The sequence below is a fragment of the Desulfovibrio intestinivivus genome (assembly GCF_053570665.1).
In genome coordinates this window covers 725,612-751,578 of record NZ_JBRBQT010000001.1, presented here as the reverse complement: position 1 = coordinate 751,578, position 25,967 = coordinate 725,612, and the positions used below count along the sequence as shown (strand labels likewise).

Sequence of the window (25,967 nt, the reverse complement as noted above, 5' to 3'; positions counted from 1 at the left end):
GCAAACGGGATTAAAGCGACTGCAGCCACAAATGAGCCGCGTCAATAAGACTTTTCGGCGTAGATGCGCCAGCCGTTAGACCTGCACGATTTTTTTGCGAAAAATTTTCTGCGGCCAGCTCCTCGACACGCTCCACGAGGTAGGTGTCGATGCCGTTCAAAGCGGCCACATCAGCCAGCCTGCGGGTGTTTCCGCTCTGCCTTCCGCCTATGATTACCATGACATCCACACAGGAGGCAATGTTGCGTGCCTCCTCCTGCCGCTCGCGGGTGGCGTCGCAAATGGTGGAAAGCACCACAAGGTCAGCAATGCGCGTGCGCAGATCTTCCACAATTTCCTGAAATATCTGTCGATCCTGAGTTGTCTGCGAGGCCAGCACATAGGCCTTGTTTTCGGCAAGGTGCAGGGAATCAAGCTCTGCCGCCGTGCCGAACACGTGGGCCGGGCCGCAGGCGTAAGAAACCAGCCCGCGTACCTCTGGGTGATCCGCCTCGCCAAAAAGCAGCAGGGTTGCGCCATCGGCGGTGGCCCGCCCGATGGAAAGCTGGGCTTTTTTTACCTTGGGGCAGGTGGCGTCCACAATGTCGGCCCCGCTTTGCTTGACCTGCTCCTCAACCTGCCGCGTGATGCCGTGCGCGCGGATAACCGCCACATCACCGGGGTGCAGTTGCGCGGCTTCCTTGACGCAGACCACGCCGCGCGATTCATATTCCGCCAGAACCTGCGGATTGTGGATGATGGGCCCAAGGGTACAGATGCGGGCCGTCTCGGGGGTGCCCCCCTTGCGCTCCAGCGCAGTGTTAAGTTTTTGCAGGGCAAGACTCACGCCCATGCAAAAGCCCGCTGTCTTGGCGCGGTAAACATCCATCATGGCTCTCCTTCAAAGGGCGGCGCTTTCAGGCGTGGAGCCGTGCCGGCACTGCCCCCGCCTGACCCCAACCCATCAACAAAAAATTATCTGTATGCAATAGTGCATTGCAGAAGCGCAGCAAGCGTAACCGCATGCACCTTTGTTCCCTGCTAGCCGGGGCTTCCCAGAAAAATATCCAGTAACCGGTCAAGCTCTTCCCAATCATTACAGCGGCACAGCTCCTGACGCAAGGCCCGTGCGCCGGGCAGGGTGCGCACGTAGCGCGGCACCACGGAGCGCATTTTCCACAGGGCGGCCTTGCCGGGGCAGTGGGCGCGGGCGAGCTCCAGATGCCGGGAAATCATGGCCCGCAAACGGGGGGCATCGGCCTGAACCGGAGCGTTCCCGGCCAGCAGGGCTGCGTGGTCGGCAAAGATGGCGGGATTGTGCATGGCCCCACGGGCGTACATGACGCCGCTGGCTCCGGTGCTATTAAGGCAGTTCACGCCGTCTTCCGCGCTAAAGAGATCACCGCTGGCAAGCAGGGGGATTGTCAGGCGTTGGGCCAGCATTGCAATGGCTTCCCATTGCGCGGTGCCGCCAAAACCCTGACGGGCCGTGCGTGGGTGCAGGGTCAGCCAGCCAGCGCCCGCATCCTCAAGGCGCAAGGCCAGATCGGGCAGCACCGGGCGGGTGTCGTCCAGCCCCAGGCGTAATTTGAAGCCCACGCGTCCACGGCCAGCGGCCTCAATCATGGCGCGGGCCACAACAAGCACGTTTTCCGTATCGCCCAGCATGGCCGCGCCAGCACTCTGGCGCAACACCTTGGAAACAGAACAGCCCATGTTCAGGTCAAACCAGCCAAAGCCGGACTGCCGCAACAGCTCCACCGCGCGCCCCAGAAAGGAGGCCTCCGCGCCGAAAAGCTGAACCACCAGCGGCTGGTCTTCGGGCAGGGTCATGAGCAGCTCGTTGGTGCCGGGGCTTTCATAAACAAGGCCCTTGGCGCTGACCATTTCGGTAACGCACACGGCTGCGCCGTATTCGTGGCAGAGCAGGCGAAAGGGCAGATCGCTGTACCCGGCCAGCGGGGCCAGCCAGGGATGCTCGGGGCCAAAGGGCAGGGAATCAGGGTTTGCGGGGCAGGTGGGCAGTTGAAAAACCTTGGTCACGGGCGCTCCTTGGTCATGCGCGGCGGTTCTGCGGAATTTTCCGCAGGGGCGGTTTGTTCGGCGGGCAGCTCGTTGCCTTGGGGATCCAGCGCCACGCGGGCAGACTGCGCCATATACTCCGGGCCGGAACTGCCGGAGGCAGGCGGGGCTGCCTGCACAGGTTGCGCGGGCTGCGCGTTGGTGACATCTGCGCCCACTGTCGCGCACTGGGCATCGCTGCATGCAAAGCGGTTCAGCATGGCTGCCGCCAGCCGCAGGCCTTCGCCCGTGGTGTCGGCCACAAAGCCGTTGCTGAGATAATCCAGAAGGCCAGTGCGTCGCAAGATGGTACGCACCGAAGGGCTGCCCACCACCAGAATAACCGGCAGGCTACGGGCATAGCAGCGCTCGATAAATTGCGAAAGCGCATGCGCTCCTGAAGCATCAATCCAGAACACGCGCGAAAGATGCAACACCACAAGCCGGGTTGGCTCGTTGTCCTCGGCATACAGCAGGCGTTCAAGCTCGTGGATGGCCCCGAAAAACAGGGTTCCTTCAATCATGTACACGGTGACGCCCTGCGGCAGCTCGGCGGGGCCTTCGCGCAGCAGCGGGTCGCCCTTGTGAAGCCTGTTCACACGCGGGTGGGCGGTCTTGTAAATAAACAGCGTGAGGGAAAGCATCACGCCGATGAAGATGGCTTTTTCAAGATCAAACAGCAGTGTGGACATAAAGGTGATGAGCAGCACGGCCCTGTCCACGCTGGTCGCCACAACGCAGAGGCGGATGGCGTCAATGTCTATCATCTTGAAGGAAATAAGCAGCAGTACGCCGCTCAGGGCGGGGAGCGGCAGCCAGCTTATGAGCGGGGCCAGCACAAACAGCAGTGGCAGGGCGAGAATGCCGGAAAACACCGTACCCATGCGCGTTCTGCCGCCGGATGTGACCACAAGCGCGCTGCGGGTAAAGGAACCGCAGCCGGGGATGCCCGAAGTAAGGCCCGCGGCGATATTGCCGAGGCCCTGGCCGATAAGTTCCTGGCTGCCGTCAAACGCATCGCCCTTGATGTTTGCCAGTTGTTTGCCAATGGCCAGTGATTCCACTGTTCCCAGCAGGGCAATGGCCAGCGCGGGCATGAACAGGTCGCGCACCGCGTCCAGATCAAAAGAAGGAGGCAGGGAAAAAGGCGGCACAACGCTTGGGATGGCCCCAACCAGCGGAACGCCCCTTTCGTCCACGCTGAACACGGCGGCAAAGAGCGTAATCACGCCGAGCGCGGCCAGTGATGCGGGAAAGCGCGGCGACAGGCGCTTGAAGGCCACTGTCAGAACAATGGTGGCAACGGCAATGCCGAGGCTCCAGTAATTGATAAAGGGCAGGCCGTGCAGCGCGCCGAACATCTGGTTGAAAAAGCCCGAGGGCTTGGGGCCGGTCAGGCCCATGGCCATGTAGAGTTGCCCTGCGGCAATGAGCAGCGCCGCTCCGGTGGAAAAGGCCACCATGACCGAGTGCGAGATAAAATTGACCAGATCGCCCAGCCGCGCCAGCCCCATGCTCAGCTGGATAAGACCGCACAGGAGCGCCATGCCGAAAATATAGGCCATGCGCGATTCTTCTGGCATGGTGCTGATCAGTTCGCCGCCCACGCTGATGGTAGCGAGGGTGGAGAAAATAATCATGGAGATGGCGTTGGTGGGGCCAGCGGCCATAAAGCGGGATGATCCCCACAGGGCGGCCAGCACCACGGGCAACATGCAGGCGTAGATGCCATACTGCGGGTGAACCCCGGCAATAATGGCGTAGGCCATGGCCTGAGGCACAGCCATGGGCGTCACGGTAAGGGCCGCCGTCATGTCCGCCTTGAAATCCTGGGCGGAATAAGTCCTGATGGTCTCAAGAAAGGGAAAAAGCCGGGCGGCTCGCATGACTAATCCTCGCGGGTTACATCGTCCTCAAGGCGCAGCACATCGTGCCCAAGGGCGTAGTGCATCAGGCGTGGCCGGTCTGCGGATTTTTTGAGCGAATTGATAATGCGCGTCATGCGGCGCGTACCTTCAAGCACGCCGCCCAGATGTCCGGCAAGTTCGGTGAGGTCGTTGCGGGCGAGCGCGCGTTCCAGCTCCATGCCCAGCATGCGCCCGCGCGAATTTTCAGGAAACTCGGCCAGCAGCTCGCGCGCAAGGCGCAGACTGCGCGCCTGGTTGGCGTCCAGATCTTCCACCAGTTCGCCGCAATATTCCGCCTGATTGCGCATGACGTTCAGGGCGTTGTTGCCGTAGTGGGCCATGGCTCCGGCGGCTTTTTCCAGCGTGTCGCGGGCAACGGCCACGCGGCGGCCCACGGTGAGCGAAACAATGCTGGCACATTTTGAAAGAAAACGTTCGTCAAAGCTTTCAAAGCCATACTCGCGTTTGGTATACAACATTACCAGGCCGAAGGGAGGTTTGTTGCTGCGCTCGCGCAGCACAAAGGCCAGACGCGAACGGTAGCCTTCCTTGTAGATGATGCAGTCGAACGATTCGCCGCCCATGGCCAGGGCCTGAAGGTTGTTGGACACCACATAGCGGACGTGCCCTTCAAGAATGGCGCGCATCACGGGGTGTTCGCGCAGGCCTTCCTCCAGCATGGGGGTCACGATGGGAATGCTGCCGCCGTCCACCTGATTGGCCGAGCGCGCCACCCATTCTCCATTGGCATTGCGCAGGCGGCACACGTACATATCGGCGTACAGGGCGTGGACAAGAATTTCAGCGCTTTGCCGCAGCACTTCCCCAGGAGGGGCCATGCGGTCGGCAATGGCGAGCAGATCGTTGGAAACGCGCAGCAGCATTTCGGTATCGTTCTGCATGGCAGATATGGAGGTGAGCAGCATGAGCAGGCAGCGCCAGCTGCGCATGGGCACCCCGCGCAGGCAGGGGTGATAGCCGGTGTTGAGAGAGCGCTTTGCGGCGGGCAGCAGGGCAATGGCTGCGGCGCGCATCTCGGGCGGCGCATATTTGAGGAGTCGCTTGATTTCTTCGCGAATGTATTCTGGCGAATGCTGGGACACGGTTTGCTCCATTTCCCCGGGGTGCCTGTGTTGACTGGCAGCATGGGGAACCGGCGCGGCTATGCGCGTATTAAGACGTTGTTGCCCGGGCTGAACCGCCTGATTCCCAGAGAAATGACTGCCTTGGGCGCTCTTTTGAGGCCTGTGCGGCGGCTTTCGCGCGCATGGCGTGCAAGCCTTTTTTCACAGAAATAAGTATAGGTGGGAAAAAAGGTCTGGTCAACGGTAGCTCATAAAAGGGGCCGTCTGTTCTGAATTAAAGTACACATTTTGTAAAGTGGTTTGTCTGGGACGTGTGGAGAATTGGCAAAGGAATTGCAAGAAGTGTTGCGGAAGATTCTCGGCTGTCGGATTTCCGACGCTATATTCTGCCTGCGGGCAGGGTGCATGAGATCAGCCCTACAACCGTCAGACGGCGGCAGGCTCAAGGCCGTGCCGACGCCCACGGGGATGCCCATGAAACAACGTAACACAATATTGCTCATATCGCTCGGCCTTGCCGCCGCCTTGCTGGTACTCGGCCTGCTGGCCGGTTTTGTGCCGCAGAGCGAGGGGCCGGAACTGCGCCGCCGCGCGAGCGGCATGGTGGCCCGCCTGCGTCCCGAAGACATGCCCGTTCCCATTCAGGCGCAGGGCGACGGCATACGACAGTGGGCCGTGCGCGGGGCGGTGGAGCCGCACTCTGAACAAACATCCGGGGGTAGTCCGCAGACGCGTCTGGCTGTCGATGCCAGCACCTCTGCCCGGGCATCCGGTGCCCACAAAACGCAGGGGATATCCTCAGCGACGGGCTCTGCCACGGGTCAGGCTACAGGTCAGGCTCTGGTCAGGCGCATTGTTTCCTTTGGGCCGGACGGCGTCATTCTTGATACTGGCGAACCCTCATTGGCCTTTTCCGGCGATGCGCAGGGTGATTTTGCCCCGCTGCTGGCTCTGGACGGTGTTTCCATTCCGCTTTTGGTCAGCAACCAGCCCCGCGATTACGGCGACGCCCTTGATGCGGCGGGCCGCCCGTTGCGCTGGGTGACGCCCACGGCCATGATGGCAGGCTATTCGCCCCGCGTGGTGCGTAGGGCTGCCATTGAAGTGCTGCGCCACGGTACTGTTTTTGATAACTTTGTGGGCGATATTGATGATAACGACATGGAAAAACTACAGGCCAGAGCCCGCCGTTATCAGAATCTGGTGGAGAATTTTTCGCGCCGCTACAATTTGAGCACCGAGCTTGTGTACGCCATCATTCACAGCGAAAGCGACTTTTCGCCAACCCTGGTCAGCAACAAGTCGGCCATGGGCCTCATGCAGGTCGTGCCGGATACAGCTAACGATGAAGTGCACAAATACCTTTACGGGCGCATGGGTGATGTGGGTTTTGAAGACCTGCGCGTGCCCGAAACCAACATCCGCTATGGCACAACCTATCTGCACATCCTGTTCACCCGCTATTTTTCCGGGGTGCACAACCCTCTGGCAAGGGAATATTGCGCAATTGCCGCCTACAATATGGGACCGAACCGTTTTCTGCGGCTCTACGGCAAGACCGTGGAAGAAGCCGTGGACAACATAAACGCCATGACGGTTGACGCTTTTTACAGGGATCTTGCCACGCGCCTGCCTGCCCGTGAAACACGTTTCTACGTTGCCCGGGTGCAGCGAATGAAGGCCCAGTACGCCTCGCTGCGCTGATGTGGATTTGCCTTGCACAGGAGTGCGCAAAGCGCCGTCCAGAAGGGAATTTCAGCGAAAAATGGTTGTGGTGCCTATAAAAACAACGTACATGTTCTTCAACGCCGAGCCCCAACTCTATGCCCGGCATTTATTAGAGGAGTGGTCACAACCATGCGAATCCGTTTTTTTATGCCGCTGGCTCTGCTGCTGAGCTTCATGCTTTTTGCCTGCCAACAGGGCGACAATAACGCCCAGCCCAAGGTGGCGGTGGTGGATATGGCGCGCGTGATGCGCGATAGCGAACCTGGCAAGGCCGGCGTGAAGTTCCTTGAAAGCCTTCAGGGCGACATGCAGACCAAGCTTAACGACATCCAGCAGCGCCTGGAAGCCAACCCCAAGGACGCTGAAGCGCAGAAAGAACTGCAGGCCGTCTACATGTCTGCCCAGCAGCGCATGCAGGTGGAGCAGCAGAATGTTGTAAACCTGCTGTATGATGCCATTCAGCGCGTGATCAATACCTACCGCACTGAAAAGGGCTATGCCGTCATCATCAGCACTGAAGCTGTCGCCGCTTTTGACTCCAAGAGCGATGTGACCAACGAAGTGCTGGATCTTGTGAACAAGCAGAAGCTTGATTTCAAGTCTGTGACGCCTGAAGCTGAAAAGACTCCGGAAGCCGCCCCCGCCCCCAAGGCCGAAACGCCCAAGGACGACAAGGCTGCCAAGGCCAAGAAGTAAGACAGATTCTTTCGGCTGTATTTGACGGCTGAATGTTTGGTAAAGCCCTTCGTCATTGACGGAGGGCTTTTTTATGGCCTGCATGCGGGTTTGGGTGAGGCTGAGCTGAAAAGCGGCGGTGCTGAACCTTTGGCAAAAGGTTGCCAAAGGCTTGAAATAGATGATATGGTTTTTGTAATATTGTGTAATTATACATTTTAAAAACTGTTTGAACGACCAAACAGTTTTTGCTGGACAAGGTAGACAAGCCGCGCCATAGTTTCGCCGTCGCCAGCCGGACACGCCGGTGGGTGAAAAACGCATCCGAATGGAAAAGGTTGATTATGTTTCAAGCGCTGTTTGCCGTCATGCCCGTATTTCTGATTATTGGCGCGGGCGTTCTTTTGCGCAGTCGCGATGTATTGCCCGAAAACGCTGGCCCTGTTCTTGGCATTTATGTGCTCAAACTGGCTCTGCCGTTGCTGATTCTGCACCTGCTGGCCGGGGCCAGCCTGAAGGATCTTGCCCACTGGGCTTTCTGGGGGGGCATTCTTGGCTCCCAGCTTGTGATGTACTGCCTTGGCTACGTGGGCGACAAAATTTTCTGCCGCCGCGGCGTGGGGCCGGGCGTCATTGCCGGGCTTTCGTGTTCCGCCTGCAATGCCGCCTTTGTGGGGCTGCCCATCGTGTCCAACCTGTTCCCCGGCAATGCCACGGCCATGCTCATTGCTGGTCTGTGCACCCTCACGCCCAATGTGGTCATGATCATCGGGCAGTCCCGTCTGGATGCGCTGGCCGGATCGCTGGCCTGGGACGGCGGCAATCCCCTGAAATTTGTGGGCAAGCTCCTGAAGGTTTTCATCCTCGGCAACCCCATTCTGCTTTCGACTCTGGCGGGCATAGCGCTTTCCGCCTCCGGGCTTGGGTTGTGGGCTCCCCTTGACCGCGCGGTGAGCCTTGTGGGCTACACGGCGGCCCCCTGCATGCTGCTGGCTCTGGGGCTGGATTTGCGGCAAAAGCTGGTGGTGGCTACCCGTCAGGCGCACGGACACGCCTTTGCGCGGCAAGCGTGGTTTATTCTCTGCAAGCTGGTGTTGCACCCGCTGTTGTGCTGGGCCATGCTGGCGGCCCTGGGTGTTTCGGGCCTGTGGCTCGTGATCAGCGTGATTGTCAGCGCCACGGCCACGGCTCTGGTGGTGACGGTCATCGCCGAGGTGTACAGCACCGTACCGGAAGAAGCGGCTCTTACGGCGGTGGTCGCCAACGGACTGAGTATTTTTACCCTGACAGGTTTTGTATGGGGTTTTCAGGTCTTGGGCATGGTTTAAGCCGGTCCTTGAAATTTGAGGAACGAAAAGCGGGCTTTGTTCTCCGGCGGTGATCCGGGGAGCAAAGCCCGCTTTTTATGGTTGCGCGGTTGCGGCAGGTAGAGGCTGGCCAGCGATTGGCCCGCAATCAGGCAAAGTTGGCTGCGTGGTAGCTGCTGCGCACCAGCGGGCCGGAAAACACATGGCGCAAACCCAGTGATTTGCCGTAGGCGGCGTACTCGTCAAACTGTTCCGGCGTCACATAGCGGTCAAGCTTGTGGTGCTGGCTTGTGGGCGGCAGATACTGGCCGATGGTCACAATGGAGCAGCCCACCGTGCGCAGGTCCTTGAGCACCTCAAGCACCTGCGCGTCTGTCTCGCCCAGCCCCACCATGAGGCCGCTTTTGGCCGTCATGCCGCAGTCGTTCACGCGGCGCAGCAGTTCCAGACTTTGTTCGTAATCGGCCTGGGGCCGCACCTGCGCATAGAGCGCGGGGTGCGTTTCGACATTGTGGTTGATGATATGGGGTTTGGCGTCCATGACCGTGCGCAGGGCATCGGCGTTGCCCTGAAAATCGGGGATAAGCACCTCAACGCTGCTGTCGGGGAGAGCCTGCCGCAGCGCCGTAATTACTGCGGCAAACTGGGCAGAGCCACCGTCCGCAAGGTCGTCGCGCGTCACAGAAGTGACAACCACATGCCTGAGCCCCAGCGTCACGGCGGCCTGAGCCACGCGCTGCGGTTCCGTGGGGTCGGGGGCGCTGGTCTGGCCGGTGTGGATATTGCAGAAGCGACAATTGCGCGTACAGGTTTCACCCAAAATCAGAAATGTGGCCGTGCCGGAAGAAAAGCATTCCTGCCGGTTGGGGCAGTTGGCCTCCTTGCAGACGGTGGAAAGCCCCTGCTCGTTCAGCAGGGCGGAGGTGGTGAAAAAGCGTTTGTCGGAGGCCAGCGGGCGGCGCAGCCATGCGGGCTTGCGCAGAGGGGCGTTGGCAGAACCGGAATTGCCGGAAGAATCGGGTTGGGTCATCTATTTCGTCCTTGCTGGGGCACCTGCGGCGGCATGCCGCAAATTGCCTGAACTGGTGTTGGGCTTGTGATTTGATTCGTCCTGCATTCCGTTACTGTTGGCCCGCGAGCAGGGCTTCGCAGGCTTGCGCCGATTGCAGGGGCGGCAGCGGCTGGCTGAAAACCTCGCAAAAGGCCTCAAGAAAGCAGACTTTCACGGCATCCATAGTCGCCGGGTCGCCGATTTGTTCCCGCTGCACCGAGGTGGCGGTCACGCCGTCAAGGCCGCAGGGGGTGATGATGTTGAAGAGGGAAAGATTCTTGTCCACATTCATGGCCAGACCGTGCAGGGTCACGTGTCGCTGCACGGCAATGCCCAGAGAGGCAATCTTGCTGCCGCCTACCCATACGCCGGGAAAGCCCGGCTTGCGGGCCGCTTCAATACCAAAGCGCCGTACCGTGCGGATGGCGGTTTCTTCCACATCATGCACATAGGCCCGGACGCCGCCGGAGCGTTTTTTCAGGTTGATGATGGGGTAGGCCACCAGCTGACCGGGAAAATGGCAGGTAATATTGCCGCCGCGCGTGCTGTGCACAATATCCACGGCTGAACCCCACAGGCTGGCGAGGTTGGGGGGCAGATTCTCCTGGCCGGAGTTTTTGCCAAGGGTGACGGTGGGCGGATGCTCCAGAAGCAGCAGGATGTCATCGCCGCCCTGAAGCACGTAAGCCTGCGCCTGTTTTTGTATTTCAAAGGCGCGCTGGTAGGCGGCGCAGCCGAGATCAAATGCGTACATGTGAGCCTTGGCATTGGAGGTTGATGCAAAAAGCCCTCATAGCGGCTTGCAGCCTCGGCGTCCAGCGTTTGCGGCGCGCAGAGGCGGGCGGGGCATGACGCCGTGACGGATCAGGGCGCAGCGGAATCAGGCCAGATCGCAGGGCATGGAGGTCTGGGAAAGGTAAACAAGCTCTTCAACCATTTCCAGAAGCTCGGCCAGAATGCCCCCGCCGTTCATGGGGTGCCCGAACAGCGATTCGCGCTGGTGGTCAAGGCCGCGTTTGTCAATGGCGTCCGGCATGGTGGGGGAGAGGGTCTCCGCGAGGCGGCAGGCCAGAAAATAATCTTCCGCTCCGGCGGCAAACAGGCCTTCAAGCTTGGCAAAGCGCGGGGCCACCTGCTGCCAGTAGGTTAAGGCCGCCGCTGACGGCTCGAGGCTTGCCGCCGTGCACAAGGCCGCATGCAGGTTGTTGCAGGCCGCGCCGGGCAGACCTGTGCGCCAGCCCCACAGCCAATGGGTGCGCCCAAAGAAAAGGTGGTGGGCCACAGCCAGATCAAGCAGTTCGCGCATGTGGCGCAGCGCGTCCAGCAGGGGGCCGCCCGAACCTTCTGGCCAGGCGGCGCAGGGGTGGCGCAGTTGCCACAGGGGCACATCTTCGCGTGTTGGCTCAAGGCCTGTCATGCTGCGCAGCAACTGGGCCAGCCACGCGTTGGCGTCGGGGCTGTGTGGCGTTTCAAGGTGCGAATAGCTCAGCACATAGCGTCCCTGCCCGTAAGCTCCGGTCACGGCCATGGGTTGGCCTTCAAGAAAATCTGCCGAGAGGTTCAGACCGTAAAGGTCGCGCCAGTGAGAAAAAACCTTGGAGGGCAGGCTTTGCAGGGCCAGGTCCGCCAGCCAGAAATCCGCATCCGGCGAAGCGTAGGAGGCCAGCACGGTGACGTTGTCTTTTTTTTCAGGTGCAAAGCGCCCCGGCCACCAGACAGGCAGCGAGGGAAAAAATATTTCAGGCGCTGCTCCGCTCTGGGCCTGCCGCGCGGCAGCGCGGCGAACACCGGGGCACAGGGGGGCAGTTGAGCCAGTATCATTGTGCCCGTTCACGGGCAGGCAGGCTGGCGCGGCGGGCCTGCGGGGCGAAAATTCATGCCCGCTGGCAACGTGGGCGCGCACATGCCCGGAAATAAGATGGTACAGACGCTCAGGATAAGCGGCCCGCGCCCAGGGGCAGATATTCAGGCCATGGTCGGGGTTGGGGTGGGTCAGGGCAAGGCCTGAACCGCCGCAAAAACCCAGATAGTTGCCGCCGCGTTCCACCCACTGGCGCACGGCCTCGCGCCCGTTCTTGCCGAGGGTCGCAGCCTTGAGCCGTGCGTTGCCGCCGGGAACCAGCAGCAGGCTTACGCCTGCGCCGCCCTGTTGCGGGCCGCCATTGGGGCTGACGCCCCCCGGCTTGCCTAAATACGCGCCTTCGGCTATTTCTTGTCCCTTAACCAGGCGGCAGGGCAGTCCCAGCGCGCGAACAGCGCGCCAGGCCATGAGGCCCCAGATGTGGGACGCGTCCCATAAAATGCAGATTGGCTGTGCGGCAAACATATACCGCATTATCGCCGCCTTTCATGGAGAAAGCAAGATGGCGGATACGCTACCCAAGGGCTATGAGCCCCATGACGTTGAAGCCCGGTGGCGCAAGCACTGGGAAGATGACAAAACCTTTACGCCCGATCCGGACGCTCCCGGCGAGCCGTATTCCATTGTCATTCCGCCGCCCAACGTCACGGGCGCGCTGCACATAGGGCATGCGCTCAACCATACACTTATTGACGTGCTCTGCCGTCACGCCCGCCAGAAGGGCAAGAACGTGCTCTGGGTGCCCGGCACCGACCACGCGGGCATTGCTACGCAGAACGTGGTGGAACGCGCCCTGGCCAAGGAAGGCAAGAGCCGCAAGGATCTTGGCCGCGAAGCCTTTATCGACCGGGTGTGGGAATGGCGCGATGAATACGGCCACCGTATTCTTGATCAGGCGCGCGCCCTTGGTGATTCCGTGGACTGGACGCGTCTGCGCTTCACCATGGATGAAGGCCTTTCCGCAGCCGTGCGCAAGGTTTTTGTGCAGCTCTACAATGAAGGGCTGATCTACAAGGGCGACTACATCATCAACTGGTGCTCGCGCTGCCATACGGCTCTTGCCGATGACGAAGTGGAACACGAGCAGAGCCGGGGCAAGTTGTGGAAGGTGCGCTACCAGCTGGCCGACGGCAGCGGGCATATCACCATTGCCACCACCCGGCCCGAGACCATCCCCGGCGATACCGCCATTTGCGTGCACCCCGAAGATGAGCGCTACACCGCCCTCATAGGCAAAAAGGCCGTGGTCCCCGTGCTTGGGCGCGAGATCCCCATTATCGCCGATGCCTATGTTGACCGCGAATTCGGCACAGGCGCGCTCAAGGTGACGCCCTGCCACGACCATAACGACTGGATGCTGGGCAAGAAGCACGACCTCGTCTTCCTCAAGGCCATTGACGAAAACGGCATCATGACCGCCGAAGCCGGGGCCTATGCGGGCCTTGCCAAGGAAGAATGCCGCACCCGCATCGTGGCCGATATTGAAGCCGCCGGGCAGCTTGAGGGCATAGAAGAAATCGATCACGCCGTGGGCCATTGCTACCGCTGTCATACGGTGGTCGAACCGCACGTTTCCACGCAGTGGTTTGTGGCCGCCACCAAGATGGCCCCTGCCGCGCGCGACGCCGTGCCCGGCATGACCAAGATTTTTCCCGAAACGTGGCTCAAGACCTACTATCACTGGCTTGATAACATCCGCGATTGGTGCATCAGCCGTCAGATTTGGTGGGGCCACCGCATCCCGGCCTGGAACTGCGAATCCTGCGGTGAACTGGTGGTGGCCGAAGACGCCCCCGCAGTCTGCCCCAAGTGCGGCGGCGCGCTGAAGCAGGAAGAAGACGTGCTGGACACGTGGTTCTCCTCCGCGCTGTGGCCTTTCTCCACCATGGGCTGGCCTGAGGACACCAAGGATCTGCGCCGCTGGTACCCCACCTCGGTGCTGGTTACGGGCTTTGACATCCTGTTCTTCTGGGTGGCCCGCATGATGATGATGGGCATCCACTTCATGGGCGAAGTGCCGTTCAAGGATGTGTATCTGCATGCCCTTGTGCGTGATTCCTCTGGCCGCAAGATGTCCAAATCCACGGGCAACGTCATCGACCCGCTGGAAATGATCGACAAATACGGCTGCGATGCCCTGCGCTTTACCCTGACGGCCTTTGCCGCCATGGGGCGCGACATCCGTCTTTCCGAGGAGCGCATCGAGGGCTACCGCCACTTTGTGAACAAGCTCTGGAACGCGGCCCGCTTCGCCCTCATGAACCTGCCGGAAGAAGCCCCGGCCCCGGTGGCTCCCGAGACGGTTCCCGGCCTGCACCATCAGTGGCTGCTGCACCGGCTTGAAGTGGTCAAGCAGGATATGGACAAGGCCCTGGCCGACTACCGCTTCAACGATGCGGCGCAGCTGGGCTACAAATTCCTGTGGAATGAATTCTGCGACTGGTATCTTGAGCTTATCAAGCCCGACATGCAGTCTGAAGACCCCAAACGCAAGGCTGAGGCCCAGTATGTGCTGTGGCTGGCCCTGCGCGAGCTGCTGGTCTTGCTGCACCCCATCGTGCCCTTTGTGACCGCCGAAATATGGGCCGCCTTGCCCGTGGCGGCTGGCGAAAAGGCCACAGACATCGCCCGCGAACTGTACCCCGCCGCTCGCCCGGCCTGCCAGCGCCCGCTGGAAGCCGGTCGCATGGAACTGATTCAGGGCATCATTGTGGCCGTGCGCACCATCAAGGCGGAACTTGGCATCAGCCCCAGCCACAAGGTCAGCCTCATGCTGCACCCTGTGGACGCGGCCCAGGCCGAACTGCTCGAGGCCAGCAGTCAGTGCATGGCCACCCTGGCGCGGCTTGAAACCCTCACCATCGGCGCGGATGTACACGCGCCCAAGGCTTCGGCCTCTGCGGTGGTGGAAGGCTGCCAGGTTATTGTGCCCCTCAAGGGCGCTGTGGATCTGAACGGCGAGCTGGCACGTCTGGACAAGGAAATCGCCAAGCTTGAAAAAGACGTGGTGGGCGTGAACATGAAGCTGAGCAACGAGAGCTTTGTGAGCCGCGCCCCTGCGGATGTGGTGGCCCGCGAGCGTGAACGCGCCGAAAAGCTGCTGGATGCCAAGGAAAAAATGCAGGCCCTGCGTGCCCGCTTTGCCGAGGCCCTGAACGAAGAATAACCGGCTGTCGCCCCAAGGGGTTTCCGGTCTGAATATGCGGCGCGGACGGCGGGCGGTTGCCTGTTGTCCGCGCCGCAGTTCCTGAGGGTAGCCTTGCTGCCCCTGTATACAAAAGAGGTTGGTATGACTCCTGCCGCATTGGCATATGTTCAGCTTGGAGCGGCCATTCTGGTCGAGGTGGGGGCCACGGCCTGTCTCAAGCATTCGGAGGGCATGAGCCGTCTTTTGCCCACCCTTGCTTCGCTGCTCGGCTACGGTATTTCATTCTACCTGCTTTCCAAGGTGCTCAATGTCGTGCCCATGGGCATATCATACGGCATCTGGAGCGGCATTGGCATTGTGCTGGTTTCGCTTCTGGGCTTGCTGGTTTTCGGGCAGAAGCTTGATCTTGCCGCCTGCCTCGGCCTCGGGCTGATTGTGCTTGGGGTACTTGTCATACATTTTTTTTCAGGCTCCATGCCCCACTAAAACGAGCTTACTGATGCCGCCCGTTGGCTAACAGCTTGTTTTTTTGTCAGCCTTTGGTATAAAAATAAATTTTTTGTGCGCGTGCCTGCCGAGGTCTGCCTATTGACAGGCCCTGGCGGACACGCTATGTCCTGTCGTTCAAAAAGCTCTTTTTTGAGCGCAATATCCCATATGGAGGGAAATAATGCCCACGATTAACCAGCTTATCCGCATTGAGCGGAAGGCCGTGGTGAAGCGCAAGAAGACCCCCGCCCTGCAGGCTTGCCCGCAGCGCCGTGGCGTTTGCACCCGCGTTTACACCACCACCCCGAAAAAGCCTAACTCGGCTCTGCGTAAGGTCGCCCGTGTGCGCCTGACCAACGGTATCGAAGTTACGGCCTACATCCCCGGCGAAGGCCACAACCTTCAGGAACACTCCGTGGTCATCATCCGCGGCGGTCGTGTAAAAGACTTGCCCGGTGTCCGTTACCACATCGTGCGCGGTACCCTTGATACGTCCGGCGTGGCCGATCGTCGCAAGAGCCGTTCCAAGTACGGCGCCAAGCGTCCCAAGTAGTTTTATTCTTTCGGCGCGTGCCATGCGGCCCGCCTGGCTGCTTCCCCTGGGGAGCGCCGGTCGCCGCGGGGTTTGGTGCCGCCGCAAATCAAGCATGAAGGAGAAACCCCATGCCCCGTAAAGGTCCTGTCCCGAAGAGGGAAGTGCTGCCCGATCCGTTGTACTCCAGCCGCCTTGTCACCAAGTTTGTGAACAGGCTTATGTTCGACGGCAAGAAGGGTGCAGCCGAAAAGATTTTCTACAGCTCCCTTGAGACCCTGGCTGAAAAGTCGGGCGAAGAACCCATGCGCGCCTTTGAAAAGGCCCTGGACAATGTGAAGCCCCACATGGAAGTCAAGGCCCGCCGTGTTGGCGGCGCCACCTACCAGGTGCCTATGGAAGTGCGCCCGGAACGTCAGGTTTCCCTGTCGATCCGCTGGCTTATCAACTATGCCCGTTCGCGCGGTGAAAAAGGCATGACTGCCAAGCTTTCCGCCGAACTGCTGGATGCTTTCAACGGACGCGGCGGCGCGGTGAAAAAGCGTGAAGACACGCACCGTATGGCCGACGCGAACAAGGCTTTCGCTCACTACCGCTGGTAAGAGGGCCTTCCGTTTTTTATCTGAATTCAGCCCGACGCCGCGTCCGCAAGGAAGCGGCGTCGGCTTTGCACCACACCGCATCCGCAGTATGGAGGAAACACCGTGTCCCGCACCGTTGCTGTAAACAAACAGCGCAATATCGGCATTATGGCCCATATTGACGCAGGCAAGACTACCACCACCGAACGCATTCTTTTCTACACCGGCGTTAATCACAAGATCGGCGAAACGCACGACGGCGCCTCCACCATGGACTGGATGGAGCAGGAACAGGAACGCGGCATTACTATTACTTCCGCCGCCACCACCTGCTTCTGGAAAGACTGCCGCGTTAACATCATCGACACCCCCGGCCACGTGGACTTCACCATTGAAGTGGAACGTTCGCTGCGCGTGCTCGACGGTGCCGTGTGCGTGTTCGACGCCGTTGCCGGCGTGGAACCCCAGTCTGAAACCGTGTGGCGTCAGGCTGACCGCTACAATGTCCCCCGCATCTGCTTTGTGAACAAGATGGACCGTATCGGCGCCAACTTCTTCCGTTGCGTGGAGATGATTCACGACCGTCTTGGCGCCAAGGCCGTGCCGTTGCAGTTGCCCATCGGCAGCGAAGACAAGTTTGAAGGCGTGGTGGATCTGGTGCGCGGGCATGCCATCCGTTTTGACAAAAGCTCCAAGGGCGCGGAATTCAGCGTTGAAGACGTGCCTGCCGAAATGAAGGATCTTTACGACGAAAAGCATCACGAGATGCTGGAAGCCGTGGCAGAGGAAGACGAAGCCCTGCTCGAAAAGTACCTTGCCGGCGAGACTCTTTCCGAAGAAGAAATCATCTCCTGCATCCGCAAGGCCACCATTGCCCGCAACATCGTGCCGGTGCTGCTGGGTTCCGCCTTCCGCAACATGGGTGTGCAGCCCCTGCTGGACGCGGTGGTGGACTACTTGCCTTCTCCGGTGGACATCCCGGCCATGCCCGGCCACGTTGCTGGCAAGCCCGAAGACATTGTGGAATGCCATTGCGACGACAAGGAACCCCTTGCCGGTCTGGTGTTCAAGCTTTTCTCCGACCCCTTCATCGGTCACTTGTCCTTCTTCCGTATTTATTCCGGCTTCCTTGAATCCGGCATGACCGTGTACAACGCCAACACCGGCAAGCGCGAACGCATTGGCCGCATCCTGAAGATGCACGCCAACAAGCGTGAAGACGTGAAATGGGCTGGCGCTGGCGACATCGTGGCTCTGGTGGGTCTGAAAAACGCCTCCACCGGCGACACCCTGTGCGACGAAAAACGTGAAGTCATTCTGGAATCGCTGAACATTCCTGATCCGGTTATCGAAGTTGCCATCGAGCCCAAGACCAAGGCCGACCGCGACGCTCTTTCCGCCGCTCTGAACAAGCTGGCCAAGGAAGATCCCTCGTTCCGCGTGAAGGGCGATGATGAAACCAACCAGACCCTGATCGCCGGTATGGGCGAACTGCACCTGGAAATCATCGTTGACCGCCTCACCCGCGAATTCGGCGTGAACGCCAACGTGGGCAAGCCCCAGGTTGCCTACCGCGAAACCATTTCCAAGCCTGCCAAGTCGGACCTCAAGTACGCCAAGCAGTCTGGTGGTCGTGGTCAGTACGGTCACGTTGTCATTGAAGTGGAACCCAATCCCGGCAACGGTTATGAGTTCGTCAATGCCATCTCCGGCGGCGTTATTCCCAAGGAATACATCCCCGCAGTGGACAAGGGTATCAACGATGCCCTGAAGTCCGGCGTGCTGGCTGGCTTCCCCGTCGTGGACGTGAAGGTCAAGCTCATTTTCGGTTCGTACCACGAAGTTGACTCTTCGGAACAGGCCTTCTACGTGGCCGGCTCCATGGCCATCAAGGACGGCATGCGCAAGGCCACCCCTGTGCTGCTCGAACCCATCATGGACGTGGAAGTGGTTACGCCTGAAGAATACCTCGGCGACGTCATGGGCGACCTCAATGGCCGTCGTGGACGCGTGCAGAGCATGGAAGCCCGCGCTGGCGGCGCGCAGAGCGTGCGCGCTCAGGTGCCGCTTTCCGCCATGTTCGGCTATGCCACTGACCTGCGTTCGCGCACTCAGGGCCGCGCCACCTTCACCATGCAGTTCGATCACTACGAACGCGTGCCCCAGGCCATTGCCGAAGAAATCCAGAAGAGCCGTACATAATCTGAGTCTGGCGGCCTAGCCGCTCAGGGCTTTATACGGCGGGGGAGGAAGCGGCAAGCTTTCTCCCCCGTCTGGTTTGTGGCAGGCACTGAAATTAGCTGTTGTTGGCAGGGCCAGAAAAGGGCATTCTGCGCTAACGGAAATATGGGTTTGCTATATTGCGTGAAGCTTCGCTCTTTGCCGGGGCATCACGGCACAGTCAACGATGTGATGGAGTAGGTGATGCAGGACGATCTGCCAAAGGGTTTCAGGGCTGGGGCTGCGGCTGCCAATTTCAAAAAGGCTGGCCGGGACGACCTTGGCATTATAGTTTCAGACACAACCGCTGTGCTGGCGGGAATGTTCACCCAGAACCTGTTCAAGGCCGCACCTGTGCTTGTGTGCCAGGAAATACTGGCAAGTCGCGGCACCGCGCGCGCAGTTCTTGCCAATTCCGGACAGGCCAACGCCTGCACCGGTGCTGAGGGGCTTGCCAACTGCCGCGCCACGCAGGCTATGGTGGCTGGCCTTAGCGGGCTTGAGGCCGATGAAATTTTGCCCCTTTCCACTGGCGTTGTGGGCGCGCATCTCAAAATGGATCTGTGGCTTGATGCCGTCCCCAAGTTGGTCAGCAATATCGGCACCCGCGATGCGGAGGGCTTTACCCGCGCCTTTATGACCACGGATGCCTTTCCCAAATTTTCCATGCGCGAGGTTACGCTTGCAGGCGGCACTGTGCGCCTTACCGTGATGGCCAAGGGCGCGGGCATGATCTGCCCCAATATGGCAACCATGCTCTGCGTGGCGCTTACAGACGCCAAGGTGGCGCGCGATCCCTGGCAGGCCATGTTTGGCCGTGCCGTGGAAAAGACCTTCAACCGGGTGAGCGTTGACGGCGACACCTCGACCAACGACACCATTCTGGGCCTTGCCAACGGCGCGTCTGGCGTTGTCGCTGAAAGTGCGGCTGATCTGGCACTGCTGGAAGAAGCGCTTACCGACATTCTGGGCACTGTGTCGCATATGCTGGTTATGGATGGTGAAGGAGCCAGCAAGGTTATCCACATCACCGTGACCGGTGCCGCCAGTGATGACGATGCCCGCACCGTGGCGCGCAGCGTGGGGCATTCACAGCTGGTAAAAACCGCCATCTACGGCGGCGATGCCAACTGGGGCCGCATCGTTACGGCTGTTGGTTACAGCGGCGCGAAGTTTGACCCCGCCAAGGTCAGCATGAAGCTGTGCGGCATTGAGCGCTTCCGCCTGGGCTGTCCTGTCAATGAAGACAAGGAAGACGCCTTGGCCGAACTGCTCAAGGTCAAGGACGTGCAGGTGGAGATTGATCTGGGCGGCGGTTCCGGTTTCTACAATTTCCAGGCTTCCGACCTTGGTCATGAATACGTGACCCTGAACTCTGACTACCGTTCGTAAGGCTTCTCCACCACTTCACACTGTTATTGACCGTATCAAGCCCTGCACCGCATCAGACCTTGTCTGTGCGTTGCGGGGCTTTTGCTGTATCTTCCTATATTTTCACAAATACTTGCCTGGTATGGAAGGATGCGCCCATGCGTTTACGCCTTCCATGCTGGATGAAGATACGATTTTTCTGCACGTCATAATTTCTGCCTCCAGTTCATGCAGACATACTGGACAGGCAGGCCGGAGGAGCTTTAGTGTTTTTGAGGAGGGAATTATGGAAGAAGAGTTTTTTGAACGGCGCTATCTGGAAAATGTTGACGCCTGTCCTGTCTGTGGCAGCAGACAGAGTCAGGTAGTCTATGAGGTCGGCGGGGGAGTAATGGCGCAAAAGTGCGCTTGCGGCGGGTACTATTGCGACCATCGCCTTAACCCCGAAGGTTTGTCTGCTTACTGGCAGGATTATCAGAACCGTGAACACTGCGCGGTAGAAGCAGAATGTGCCCAGCGGCAGCGCATGTACGCGGTGGACTATGCGTATATCGCCCAGTTTCTGAAACCCGGGGCCAGGGTGCTGGATGTGGGCTGTGCGGATGGCCTGTTTCTGGACTGGTTCGCGGCTGCCGGGCACGAGTGCCATGGTGTGGAATTTGGGCACGAGGCGGCACTAAAGGCCGCGCAGCGGTATCCTGTTCAGGAGGGATATTTCCCTGATCTGGACTTAGCCCCCGGTTACGACCTGATTATTTTTCGCGGCGTATTGCAGTATGTGCATGCGCCGCGCCGTTTTTTCAGCAAGGCGGCTTCCCTGCTCGCACCTGGCGGCCATGTGTACGTGACCGCGCAGCCCAACATGGAAGCGTTTTGTCACCAGGTGTACCGCAACAGATTTCGCTTCAGTTTAACCCCATGTGATTGCGTGGGGTACACGCCGCAGTCGCTGGCGGCAGAGTTTGCAACGCAGGGCTGCGCCACAGCCGGGCAGACCTTCTTTTATGAGGAAACTCCTTATGCGGACCCGCCACAGGATATTCAGACGCTGTACAAGGCCATAGAAGCCAGAAAAAGGGGTGATGAACCGGAAGGGATGTCGCCGCCATTCTGGGGCAATATGATGACCATGGTTTTTCGTAAAAACTGAGCCCCGTGTGCCAGTGCAGACAAAAAAGCTCCGGACATTTTTCATGCCCGGAGCTTTTGCAATTCATTCATATGCGGCGTTTAGAAACCTTCAGCCACCCAGTCCACAATCTGGGTCATGCGGGTAAGGGTATGCTGGTTATTGCGCTGCCGTTGGCCAATCTCTTCCATGGAGCCTTCAAGTCGGTAGATGCGCCAGTCTCCCTCGTTCAGAACACCGAGCCGCACGGCTTCATTTACAGCCGCCCGTGCTTCGCCAGGCGAGCAGAACAGGTCGAACTCCTGTACGCCGGGGTCAAGAATCACTTCCGAGCCGCTGGCAATATCTACAATGTAGTTGCCAGGGGCGTAGACGTACACAAAGGGGCATGGTTCGACCGGAGGAAGGGGCGTAGTGTCCTGCGTTGGCTGGGCCTTGTTACAGGCTATCAGCGCAAGGCTCAGCAGGGCGGCGCAAACAAGGCGTACGTGCATCATCTACCTCATTGTGCTGTGGTTTCAGCGCCCCGAAGCGGCCATTTCGCGCAGACGGCGAATGCGTTCTTCCAGGGGCGGATGGGTACTGAAGAGGCTTGCCATGCCGCCATGAGCGTACATGGGGGTCACAATGAACATCTGTTCCGTGCTGGGGTTGCCTTCTTGCATGGGGATCTGGCCGCTGGCGATGCCCAGCTTGTTCAGCGCCCCGGCAAGGGCCAGGGGCTGACCGCAAAGCGCGGCGCCAGTGTCGTCCGCCAGATACTCGCGCGAGCGTGAAATCGCCATCTGGATAAGCCCGGCAGCCATGGGTGCCAGCAGGGCCATGGCAATGGCGGCAATGGGGTTGGTTCCGCCGCCTTCTTCGTCCCGGTTGCCGCCAAAAATGGCCGTAAACTGAAAGATATTGGCAAGGGTCACAATGGCGGAACCCATAACGCCCGCAATGGTCTGAATAAGGATGTCGCGGTTGACGATGTGCCCGATTTCATGCGCCAGCACACCGCGCAGTTCTTCGGGCGAGAGCAGGCGCATGATGCCTTCCGTGACGGCAACAACGGCATTTTCCGGGTTGCGTCCCGTGGCAAAAGCATTGGGAGCTTCTTCAGGCACCACGCAGATGCGCGGCTTGGGAATGCCCGCATTGTGGGCAAGTTCTTCCACAATTTTGTGCAGATATGGTGCTTCCTCCGGTGCGAGCTCGCGCGCGCGGTACATGGAAAGCACTATCTTGTCAGAATACCAGTAGCTGCCCACGTTCATGATCAGGGCTAGGCCAAAGGCAAAGATAACGCCTGTGCGCCCGCCCATCAGGCCGCCAAGCATGATTATAATGCCGGAAAGCAGGGCGAGCAGAAGAACAGTCTTGATCTGGCTGGTCATGCATTTTCCTCTCAAGCAGATTTAAGCTGCGGGTTTTCCGCATGCTTCTTTCAGTATAAGCACTCTGTTGATGGTGGCAAGCGGGGCAGGCTCAGGGATGGCGAGCCCTCCACCACAGCTGGAAGACCAGCAGCGTCCAGAGGGGCTTGCGCAGGTCGGCCCTGCCGGAGACATGCTCGTCCATAAGGGCGCGAACCGCCTGATGGTTGAATATGCCCTGCGCCTTCAGGGTGGATTCGCTCAGCAGGTCTTCCATGAGGGGCCGCATGCGGCCGCGCAGCCACTCTGCCACAGGAATCTGGAAACCGCGTTTGTTGCGGTACAGGATTTCATCCGGCAGCAGCTCGGCAAAAGCCTTTTTGAGCAGCCACTTGCGCTTGAAGCCGTGCAGCTTCCTGCTCACGGGCAGGCGTGCGGCAAACTCCGCCGCATCCTTGTCAAGGAACGGCGCGCGAACCTCCAGGCTGTGCAGCATGGAGCAGCGGTCAACCTTGACCAGGATATCATCAAGCATGAACTGGCGGGCATACACGTGGAAAGCGCGGGCAAGCGGCGTGGCGGCGTTTTGCGGCTGCCAGTGGTCATAGTGTTCGCGCGTGGGGGCAAAGAGAACTTCGGGAGCCAAAAAGCCGGGCTGTTGCGCCTTGAAAGCGCTATCCAGAATGGATTCCTGCATGTCGGGCGTAAAGGCCGTGAGCATGGTCTGCACCCGCTGCCATGCCGGGGCATGCGCCGCCCGCAGGAATGTGGCAACGGCCAGGCGGGGGTTGATGTACCCCGCAGAGGAAGGCAGCAATTGCGCAAGCGGTTCTATGATGCCCTTGCGCAGCGCAGAGGGGGCAGCATTGTACCACTGGGCAACCTTGAAGCCGATATAGTGTTCGTACCCCGCCCACAGTTCGTCCGCGCCGTCGCCGCCAAGAGCCACGGTGACCTTTTCGCGCGTGACGCCGGAAAGCAGCCATGTGGGGGCCACGGACGCATCCGCCATTGGCACGTCCATGCGGCTGATGATGCCGGGCAGGGTATCTGCGCATTCCTCGGCGGAAAGCACGCGTTCATGGTGGTCGGTGGCAAAGGCCTTGGCCACGATGCGGGCATAGCGCGACTCATCGTAGCTGGCCTCGCTGAAGCCGATGGAAAAGGTCTTGATGGCCGTGGAAGACTGGCGGGCCATGAGCCCCGCCACAATGGAAGAATCAATGCCGCCGGAAAGAAAGACGCCCAGCGGCACATCACTGACCATACGGCGGCGCACCGCCCGTGAGAGCAGAAAGCGCAGTTCTTCGCAAAGCTCATTGTCGCTGCGCCTGTCGGATTCATCGGGCATGGGCATATCCCAGTAGCGAGAAATGCTCAGATTGCCATCCTGCAGCAGCAACATGTGCGAAGGCGGCAGGCTCTGCACCTCTGTGTAGACGCTGTGCGGCGTGGGCACATATTCGTAGGCCAGATAGCGCATAACGGCCTGCGGGTTCATGGTCAGGCTCAGATGGCGCAACTGTTCAATCCCGGTCAGTTCGGAGGCAAAATACAGCCTGCCGTGCTGCACGGTATAGAAAAATGGCTTTTTGCCAAAGCGGTCGCGGGCGCAGAACAGACGGCGCTGCTGGTTGTCCCACAGGGCAAAGGCAAACATGCCGTCAAAGCGGGCCAGACAGTCCGGCCCCCATATGCGGTAGCCCTCAAGAATGACTTCCGTGTCGGAACTGGTCTGAAATTGTCCGCCAAGGGCGGTCAACTGTTCCTTGAGCTCGGCATAATTGTATATTTCACCGTTGAAGGTGACGGTCATCTGACCATCGGCGCTGTGCATGGGTTGACCGCCGCCGGAAAGGTCGATGATGGAGAGCCGCCTGTGCCCAAGGCAGACCGGGCCGCTGCTCCACTGTCCTTCACCATCGGGGCCGCGATGGGACATGCGATCGGTCATGGCCTTGACCCACTGCCCGGCTTCGGGAGTGAGAGGCGAGGCGTCAACTTGGCAAATGCCCGCTATACCGCACATTTTTGCTTCCAGATCGTGTAATGTTTGATGAAAATATCTGCCAGACGCCGATTGTTGCGGGTCGGGTCAAACATATCCGCCGCAAGCTGCTTGCCATTGCGCGCCAGTTCCTGAGCCAGGGCGTCGTCATCGGCAAGGCGTTGCAGGGCATCGGCCAGAGCTTCGGGGTCGTTGGGCGGCACGGCAAGGCCGGTTTTACCGTTGATCACCACTTCAGGCAGGGCGTTGACGGTGGTGCTCACCACGGGCAGGCCGTAGGCCAAGGCCTCAATAACCGTGTTTGGAATGCCGTCGCGGCGGCCAGATTCGTGCACCACGCAGGGCGCTGCAAAAATGTCGTGCTCGGCCAGAATGTGCGGCAGTTCGTTGTGCGAAATGATGCCGGGCAGCAGCACGCGGTCTTCAAGCCGCAGCTCCTCGCGCAGGCGCAATATTTCTGCTTCCATACGCCCAAGACCCATAACCGCGCCGCCGCCGCCAGCAAGGGTAAGCCTGAAATCCACGCCCCTGTCGCGCAGGATGGCGCAGGCCTTGATCAGCACGTCAAAACCCTTGGTAACGTCAAACCGCCCCAGAGCCAGAAGACGCACGGGGCGCTCCATGGGCTGCTGTGCCTGGGCATCTTCCTGTGCCTTGGGTGCGGCAACGCTTGCGGCTGTTTCAGCTTTTGGCAAGGGCGGCAGGGTAAGGCTGTTGTAGATCAGCTCCACCTTGCCCTTGGCCTGCCCCTGGGCAAAAACTTCGATACGGGTTTTGTCCGCCTCGTTGTTGGCACGGACAAAGAAAGCTGCGGTCAGCTTGTCGCCGAGGTCCGGGTCGGCTGGCTCCAGATTGTCTCCGCGCGCGGCGGTGGCAAAGGGCAACCCGGCGATCTGCGAGGCAACCCAGGCAGCGGTGGCAGTGCCGCGCGGCCAGGGAGCGTAGACCATGTCTATGCCAGCTTCGCTGAACAGACGGCCCAGATACATGCCGGTGCAGAATGCCCAAAGATTTTCACCCAAGGTTTCCCAGCTGCGCCAGCGGCGGAATATGGCCCTGCGGAAGAGGCGCCCGGAGCGCAACGGATGCAGCGCAATCTGCCGGAAGCATTCCCCAAGCACACGCCCCAGAGCACGCATGCCGTAGGTGTGCGTTTCTCCCGCCACGGCCCGCATTTCGTTGGAACAGTGGCGCAGGTTGGGGCCGTACAGGCTGTATACGGAAAGCGGCAGCAGCCCCTTGAGGCCTTCCACTTCCCTGAAGATAAAGGGCTGTGTAAACAGCGGATACCACAGCAGAACATAGGCCACGTGGGGCAGGCCCGTCTTGAATACGGGGCGGGAGGCCTTGGTGCTGGTTTCCGTCATGGTTGTCTCCAAATGCGGCGGGCTTTTCTCAGCGGGTTGCTGGGTATTAAGGCTGTCGCCGCCTCTTTATGCATGTATGATCAAGGTTTTCTTGTAAAATTTTTCTGGAA

21 protein-coding genes are annotated in these 25,967 nt (G+C 59.9%); 10 read left to right on the top strand and 11 right to left on the bottom strand.

All coding sequences use genetic code 11. From position 1 onward, the window contains the following. Positions 1–10: 10 nt before the first annotated feature. The 4 genes from ispH to ACUZ9P_RS03235 all read right to left on the bottom strand — a co-directional run bounded on the left by ispH (position 11) and on the right by ACUZ9P_RS03235 (position 5,050). Positions 11–868 (bottom strand): 4-hydroxy-3-methylbut-2-enyl diphosphate reductase, encoded by an 858-nt coding sequence (gene ispH, locus ACUZ9P_RS03250; protein WP_449250226.1) that lies wholly within the window; start codon positions 866–868, stop codon positions 11–13. A gap of 152 nt (positions 869–1,020) precedes the next feature. Further along, the gene (locus ACUZ9P_RS03245; protein ID WP_449248630.1) at positions 1,021–2,022 is read right to left on the bottom strand and encodes a tRNA dihydrouridine synthase; all 1,002 of its coding nucleotides are present in this window, start codon (positions 2,020–2,022) and stop codon (positions 1,021–1,023) included. Then, a complete protein-coding gene (locus ACUZ9P_RS03240) occupies positions 2,019–3,926 on the bottom strand; it encodes a SulP family inorganic anion transporter (RefSeq protein ID WP_449248629.1) in 1,908 nt (635 codons plus the stop codon). Before ACUZ9P_RS03240 ends, ACUZ9P_RS03245 begins: the two co-directional genes overlap by 4 nt. Positions 3,927–3,928: 2 nt before the next feature. Further along, complete coding sequence (locus ACUZ9P_RS03235) at positions 3,929–5,050, bottom strand: hypothetical protein (RefSeq protein WP_027180987.1); 1,122 nt, start codon at positions 5,048–5,050, stop codon at positions 3,929–3,931. Positions 5,051–5,437: 387 nt separating this feature from the next. Here ACUZ9P_RS03235 and ACUZ9P_RS03230 point away from each other — a divergent pair, with 387 nt between their 5' ends. The 3 genes from ACUZ9P_RS03230 (at position 5,438) to ACUZ9P_RS03220 (ending at position 8,763) form a co-directional block, all read left to right on the top strand. Next, entirely contained in the window at positions 5,438–6,736 is a 1,299-nt protein-coding gene (locus ACUZ9P_RS03230) for a transglycosylase SLT domain-containing protein (protein ID WP_449248628.1), read from the top strand. 153 nt (positions 6,737–6,889) lie between these two features. Continuing rightward, positions 6,890–7,456: an OmpH family outer membrane protein gene (locus tag ACUZ9P_RS03225; RefSeq protein WP_449248627.1), complete on the top strand. Its 567-nt coding sequence runs from the start codon at positions 6,890–6,892 to the stop codon at positions 7,454–7,456. Between the two features lie 323 nt (positions 7,457–7,779). Beyond that, positions 7,780–8,763 (top strand): AEC family transporter, encoded by a 984-nt coding sequence (locus ACUZ9P_RS03220; protein WP_449248626.1) that lies wholly within the window; start codon positions 7,780–7,782, stop codon positions 8,761–8,763. A 127-nt stretch (positions 8,764–8,890) separates the two neighbouring features. Here ACUZ9P_RS03220 and lipA read toward each other — a convergent pair whose 3' ends face one another. The 3 genes from lipA to ACUZ9P_RS03205 all read right to left on the bottom strand — a co-directional run bounded on the left by lipA (position 8,891) and on the right by ACUZ9P_RS03205 (position 12,128). Next, entirely contained in the window at positions 8,891–9,772 is an 882-nt protein-coding gene (gene lipA, locus ACUZ9P_RS03215; RefSeq protein ID WP_449248625.1) for a lipoyl synthase, read from the bottom strand. 91 nt (positions 9,773–9,863) lie between these two features. After that, on the bottom strand, positions 9,864–10,547 hold the full coding sequence (gene lipB / locus ACUZ9P_RS03210; RefSeq protein ID WP_449248624.1) for a lipoyl(octanoyl) transferase LipB: 684 nt from the start codon (positions 10,545–10,547) through the stop codon (positions 9,864–9,866). Between the two features lie 126 nt (positions 10,548–10,673). Then, on the bottom strand, positions 10,674–12,128 hold the full coding sequence (locus ACUZ9P_RS03205) for a BPL-N domain-containing protein (RefSeq protein WP_449248623.1): 1,455 nt from the start codon (positions 12,126–12,128) through the stop codon (positions 10,674–10,676). 28 nt (positions 12,129–12,156) lie between these two features. Here ACUZ9P_RS03205 and ACUZ9P_RS03200 point away from each other — a divergent pair, with 28 nt between their 5' ends. From ACUZ9P_RS03200 to ACUZ9P_RS03170, 7 genes are all read left to right on the top strand, one after another. Next, the gene (locus ACUZ9P_RS03200) at positions 12,157–14,820 is read left to right on the top strand and encodes a valine--tRNA ligase (RefSeq protein ID WP_449248622.1); all 2,664 of its coding nucleotides are present in this window, start codon (positions 12,157–12,159) and stop codon (positions 14,818–14,820) included. A gap of 123 nt (positions 14,821–14,943) precedes the next feature. Beyond that, positions 14,944–15,288, top strand: a complete 345-nt coding sequence (locus ACUZ9P_RS03195) for a DMT family transporter (RefSeq protein WP_022659737.1) — start codon at positions 14,944–14,946, stop codon at positions 15,286–15,288. A gap of 184 nt (positions 15,289–15,472) precedes the next feature. Next, positions 15,473–15,844 (top strand): 30S ribosomal protein S12, encoded by a 372-nt coding sequence (gene rpsL, locus ACUZ9P_RS03190; RefSeq protein ID WP_008683436.1) that lies wholly within the window; start codon positions 15,473–15,475, stop codon positions 15,842–15,844. A gap of 110 nt (positions 15,845–15,954) precedes the next feature. Then, complete coding sequence (rpsG, locus tag ACUZ9P_RS03185) at positions 15,955–16,425, top strand: 30S ribosomal protein S7 (RefSeq protein ID WP_022659738.1); 471 nt, start codon at positions 15,955–15,957, stop codon at positions 16,423–16,425. A 102-nt stretch (positions 16,426–16,527) separates the two neighbouring features. Beyond that, complete coding sequence (fusA, locus tag ACUZ9P_RS03180) at positions 16,528–18,606, top strand: elongation factor G (RefSeq protein WP_298996054.1); 2,079 nt, start codon at positions 16,528–16,530, stop codon at positions 18,604–18,606. A 222-nt stretch (positions 18,607–18,828) separates the two neighbouring features. Beyond that, positions 18,829–20,016, top strand: coding sequence for a bifunctional glutamate N-acetyltransferase/amino-acid acetyltransferase ArgJ (argJ, locus tag ACUZ9P_RS03175; RefSeq protein ID WP_449248621.1), 1,188 nt, complete (start codon positions 18,829–18,831; stop codon positions 20,014–20,016). A 265-nt stretch (positions 20,017–20,281) separates the two neighbouring features. After that, positions 20,282–21,145, top strand: coding sequence for a class I SAM-dependent methyltransferase (locus tag ACUZ9P_RS03170; protein WP_449248620.1), 864 nt, complete (start codon positions 20,282–20,284; stop codon positions 21,143–21,145). An 80-nt stretch (positions 21,146–21,225) separates the two neighbouring features. Here the strand turns inward: ACUZ9P_RS03170 and ACUZ9P_RS03165 are convergent, their stop codons facing one another. The 4 genes from ACUZ9P_RS03165 to ACUZ9P_RS03150 all read right to left on the bottom strand — a co-directional run bounded on the left by ACUZ9P_RS03165 (position 21,226) and on the right by ACUZ9P_RS03150 (position 25,857). Continuing rightward, on the bottom strand, positions 21,226–21,618 hold the full coding sequence (locus tag ACUZ9P_RS03165; RefSeq protein WP_449248619.1) for a DVU_2496 family lipoprotein: 393 nt from the start codon (positions 21,616–21,618) through the stop codon (positions 21,226–21,228). Between the two features lie 24 nt (positions 21,619–21,642). Then, the gene (locus ACUZ9P_RS03160; protein ID WP_449248618.1) at positions 21,643–22,503 is read right to left on the bottom strand and encodes a zinc metalloprotease HtpX; all 861 of its coding nucleotides are present in this window, start codon (positions 22,501–22,503) and stop codon (positions 21,643–21,645) included. Positions 22,504–22,594: 91 nt separating this feature from the next. Continuing rightward, complete coding sequence (asnB, locus tag ACUZ9P_RS03155; RefSeq protein ID WP_022659744.1) at positions 22,595–24,511, bottom strand: asparagine synthase (glutamine-hydrolyzing); 1,917 nt, start codon at positions 24,509–24,511, stop codon at positions 22,595–22,597. Then, on the bottom strand, positions 24,499–25,857 hold the full coding sequence (locus ACUZ9P_RS03150; protein ID WP_449248617.1) for a glycosyltransferase family 4 protein: 1,359 nt from the start codon (positions 25,855–25,857) through the stop codon (positions 24,499–24,501). Before ACUZ9P_RS03150 ends, asnB begins: the two co-directional genes overlap by 13 nt. Positions 25,858–25,967: the final 110 nt, after the last annotated feature.

Coding starts and splice junctions, on each gene's coding strand:
- ACUZ9P_RS03225 (WP_449248627.1), top strand. CDS start 6,890: ATGCGAATCCGTTTTTTTATGCCGCTGGCTCTGCTGCTGAGCTTCATG.
- lipA (WP_449248625.1), bottom strand. CDS start 9,772: ATGACCCAACCCGATTCTTCCGGCAATTCCGGTTCTGCCAACGCCCCT.
- ispH (WP_449250226.1), bottom strand. CDS start 868: ATGGATGTTTACCGCGCCAAGACAGCGGGCTTTTGCATGGGCGTGAGT.
- ACUZ9P_RS03195 (WP_022659737.1), top strand. CDS start 14,944: ATGACTCCTGCCGCATTGGCATATGTTCAGCTTGGAGCGGCCATTCTG.
- argJ (WP_449248621.1), top strand. CDS start 18,829: ATGCAGGACGATCTGCCAAAGGGTTTCAGGGCTGGGGCTGCGGCTGCC.
- ACUZ9P_RS03200 (WP_449248622.1), top strand. CDS start 12,157: ATGGCGGATACGCTACCCAAGGGCTATGAGCCCCATGACGTTGAAGCC.
- ACUZ9P_RS03150 (WP_449248617.1), bottom strand. CDS start 25,857: ATGACGGAAACCAGCACCAAGGCCTCCCGCCCCGTATTCAAGACGGGC.
- ACUZ9P_RS03240 (WP_449248629.1), bottom strand. CDS start 3,926: ATGCGAGCCGCCCGGCTTTTTCCCTTTCTTGAGACCATCAGGACTTAT.
- ACUZ9P_RS03230 (WP_449248628.1), top strand. CDS start 5,438: ATGAGATCAGCCCTACAACCGTCAGACGGCGGCAGGCTCAAGGCCGTG.
- ACUZ9P_RS03165 (WP_449248619.1), bottom strand. CDS start 21,618: ATGCACGTACGCCTTGTTTGCGCCGCCCTGCTGAGCCTTGCGCTGATA.
- ACUZ9P_RS03160 (WP_449248618.1), bottom strand. CDS start 22,503: ATGACCAGCCAGATCAAGACTGTTCTTCTGCTCGCCCTGCTTTCCGGC.
- ACUZ9P_RS03220 (WP_449248626.1), top strand. CDS start 7,780: ATGTTTCAAGCGCTGTTTGCCGTCATGCCCGTATTTCTGATTATTGGC.
- ACUZ9P_RS03205 (WP_449248623.1), bottom strand. CDS start 12,128: ATGCGGTATATGTTTGCCGCACAGCCAATCTGCATTTTATGGGACGCG.
- asnB (WP_022659744.1), bottom strand. CDS start 24,511: ATGTGCGGTATAGCGGGCATTTGCCAAGTTGACGCCTCGCCTCTCACT.
- rpsG (WP_022659738.1), top strand. CDS start 15,955: ATGCCCCGTAAAGGTCCTGTCCCGAAGAGGGAAGTGCTGCCCGATCCG.
- lipB (WP_449248624.1), bottom strand. CDS start 10,547: ATGTACGCATTTGATCTCGGCTGCGCCGCCTACCAGCGCGCCTTTGAA.
- ACUZ9P_RS03170 (WP_449248620.1), top strand. CDS start 20,282: ATGGAAGAAGAGTTTTTTGAACGGCGCTATCTGGAAAATGTTGACGCC.
- rpsL (WP_008683436.1), top strand. CDS start 15,473: ATGCCCACGATTAACCAGCTTATCCGCATTGAGCGGAAGGCCGTGGTG.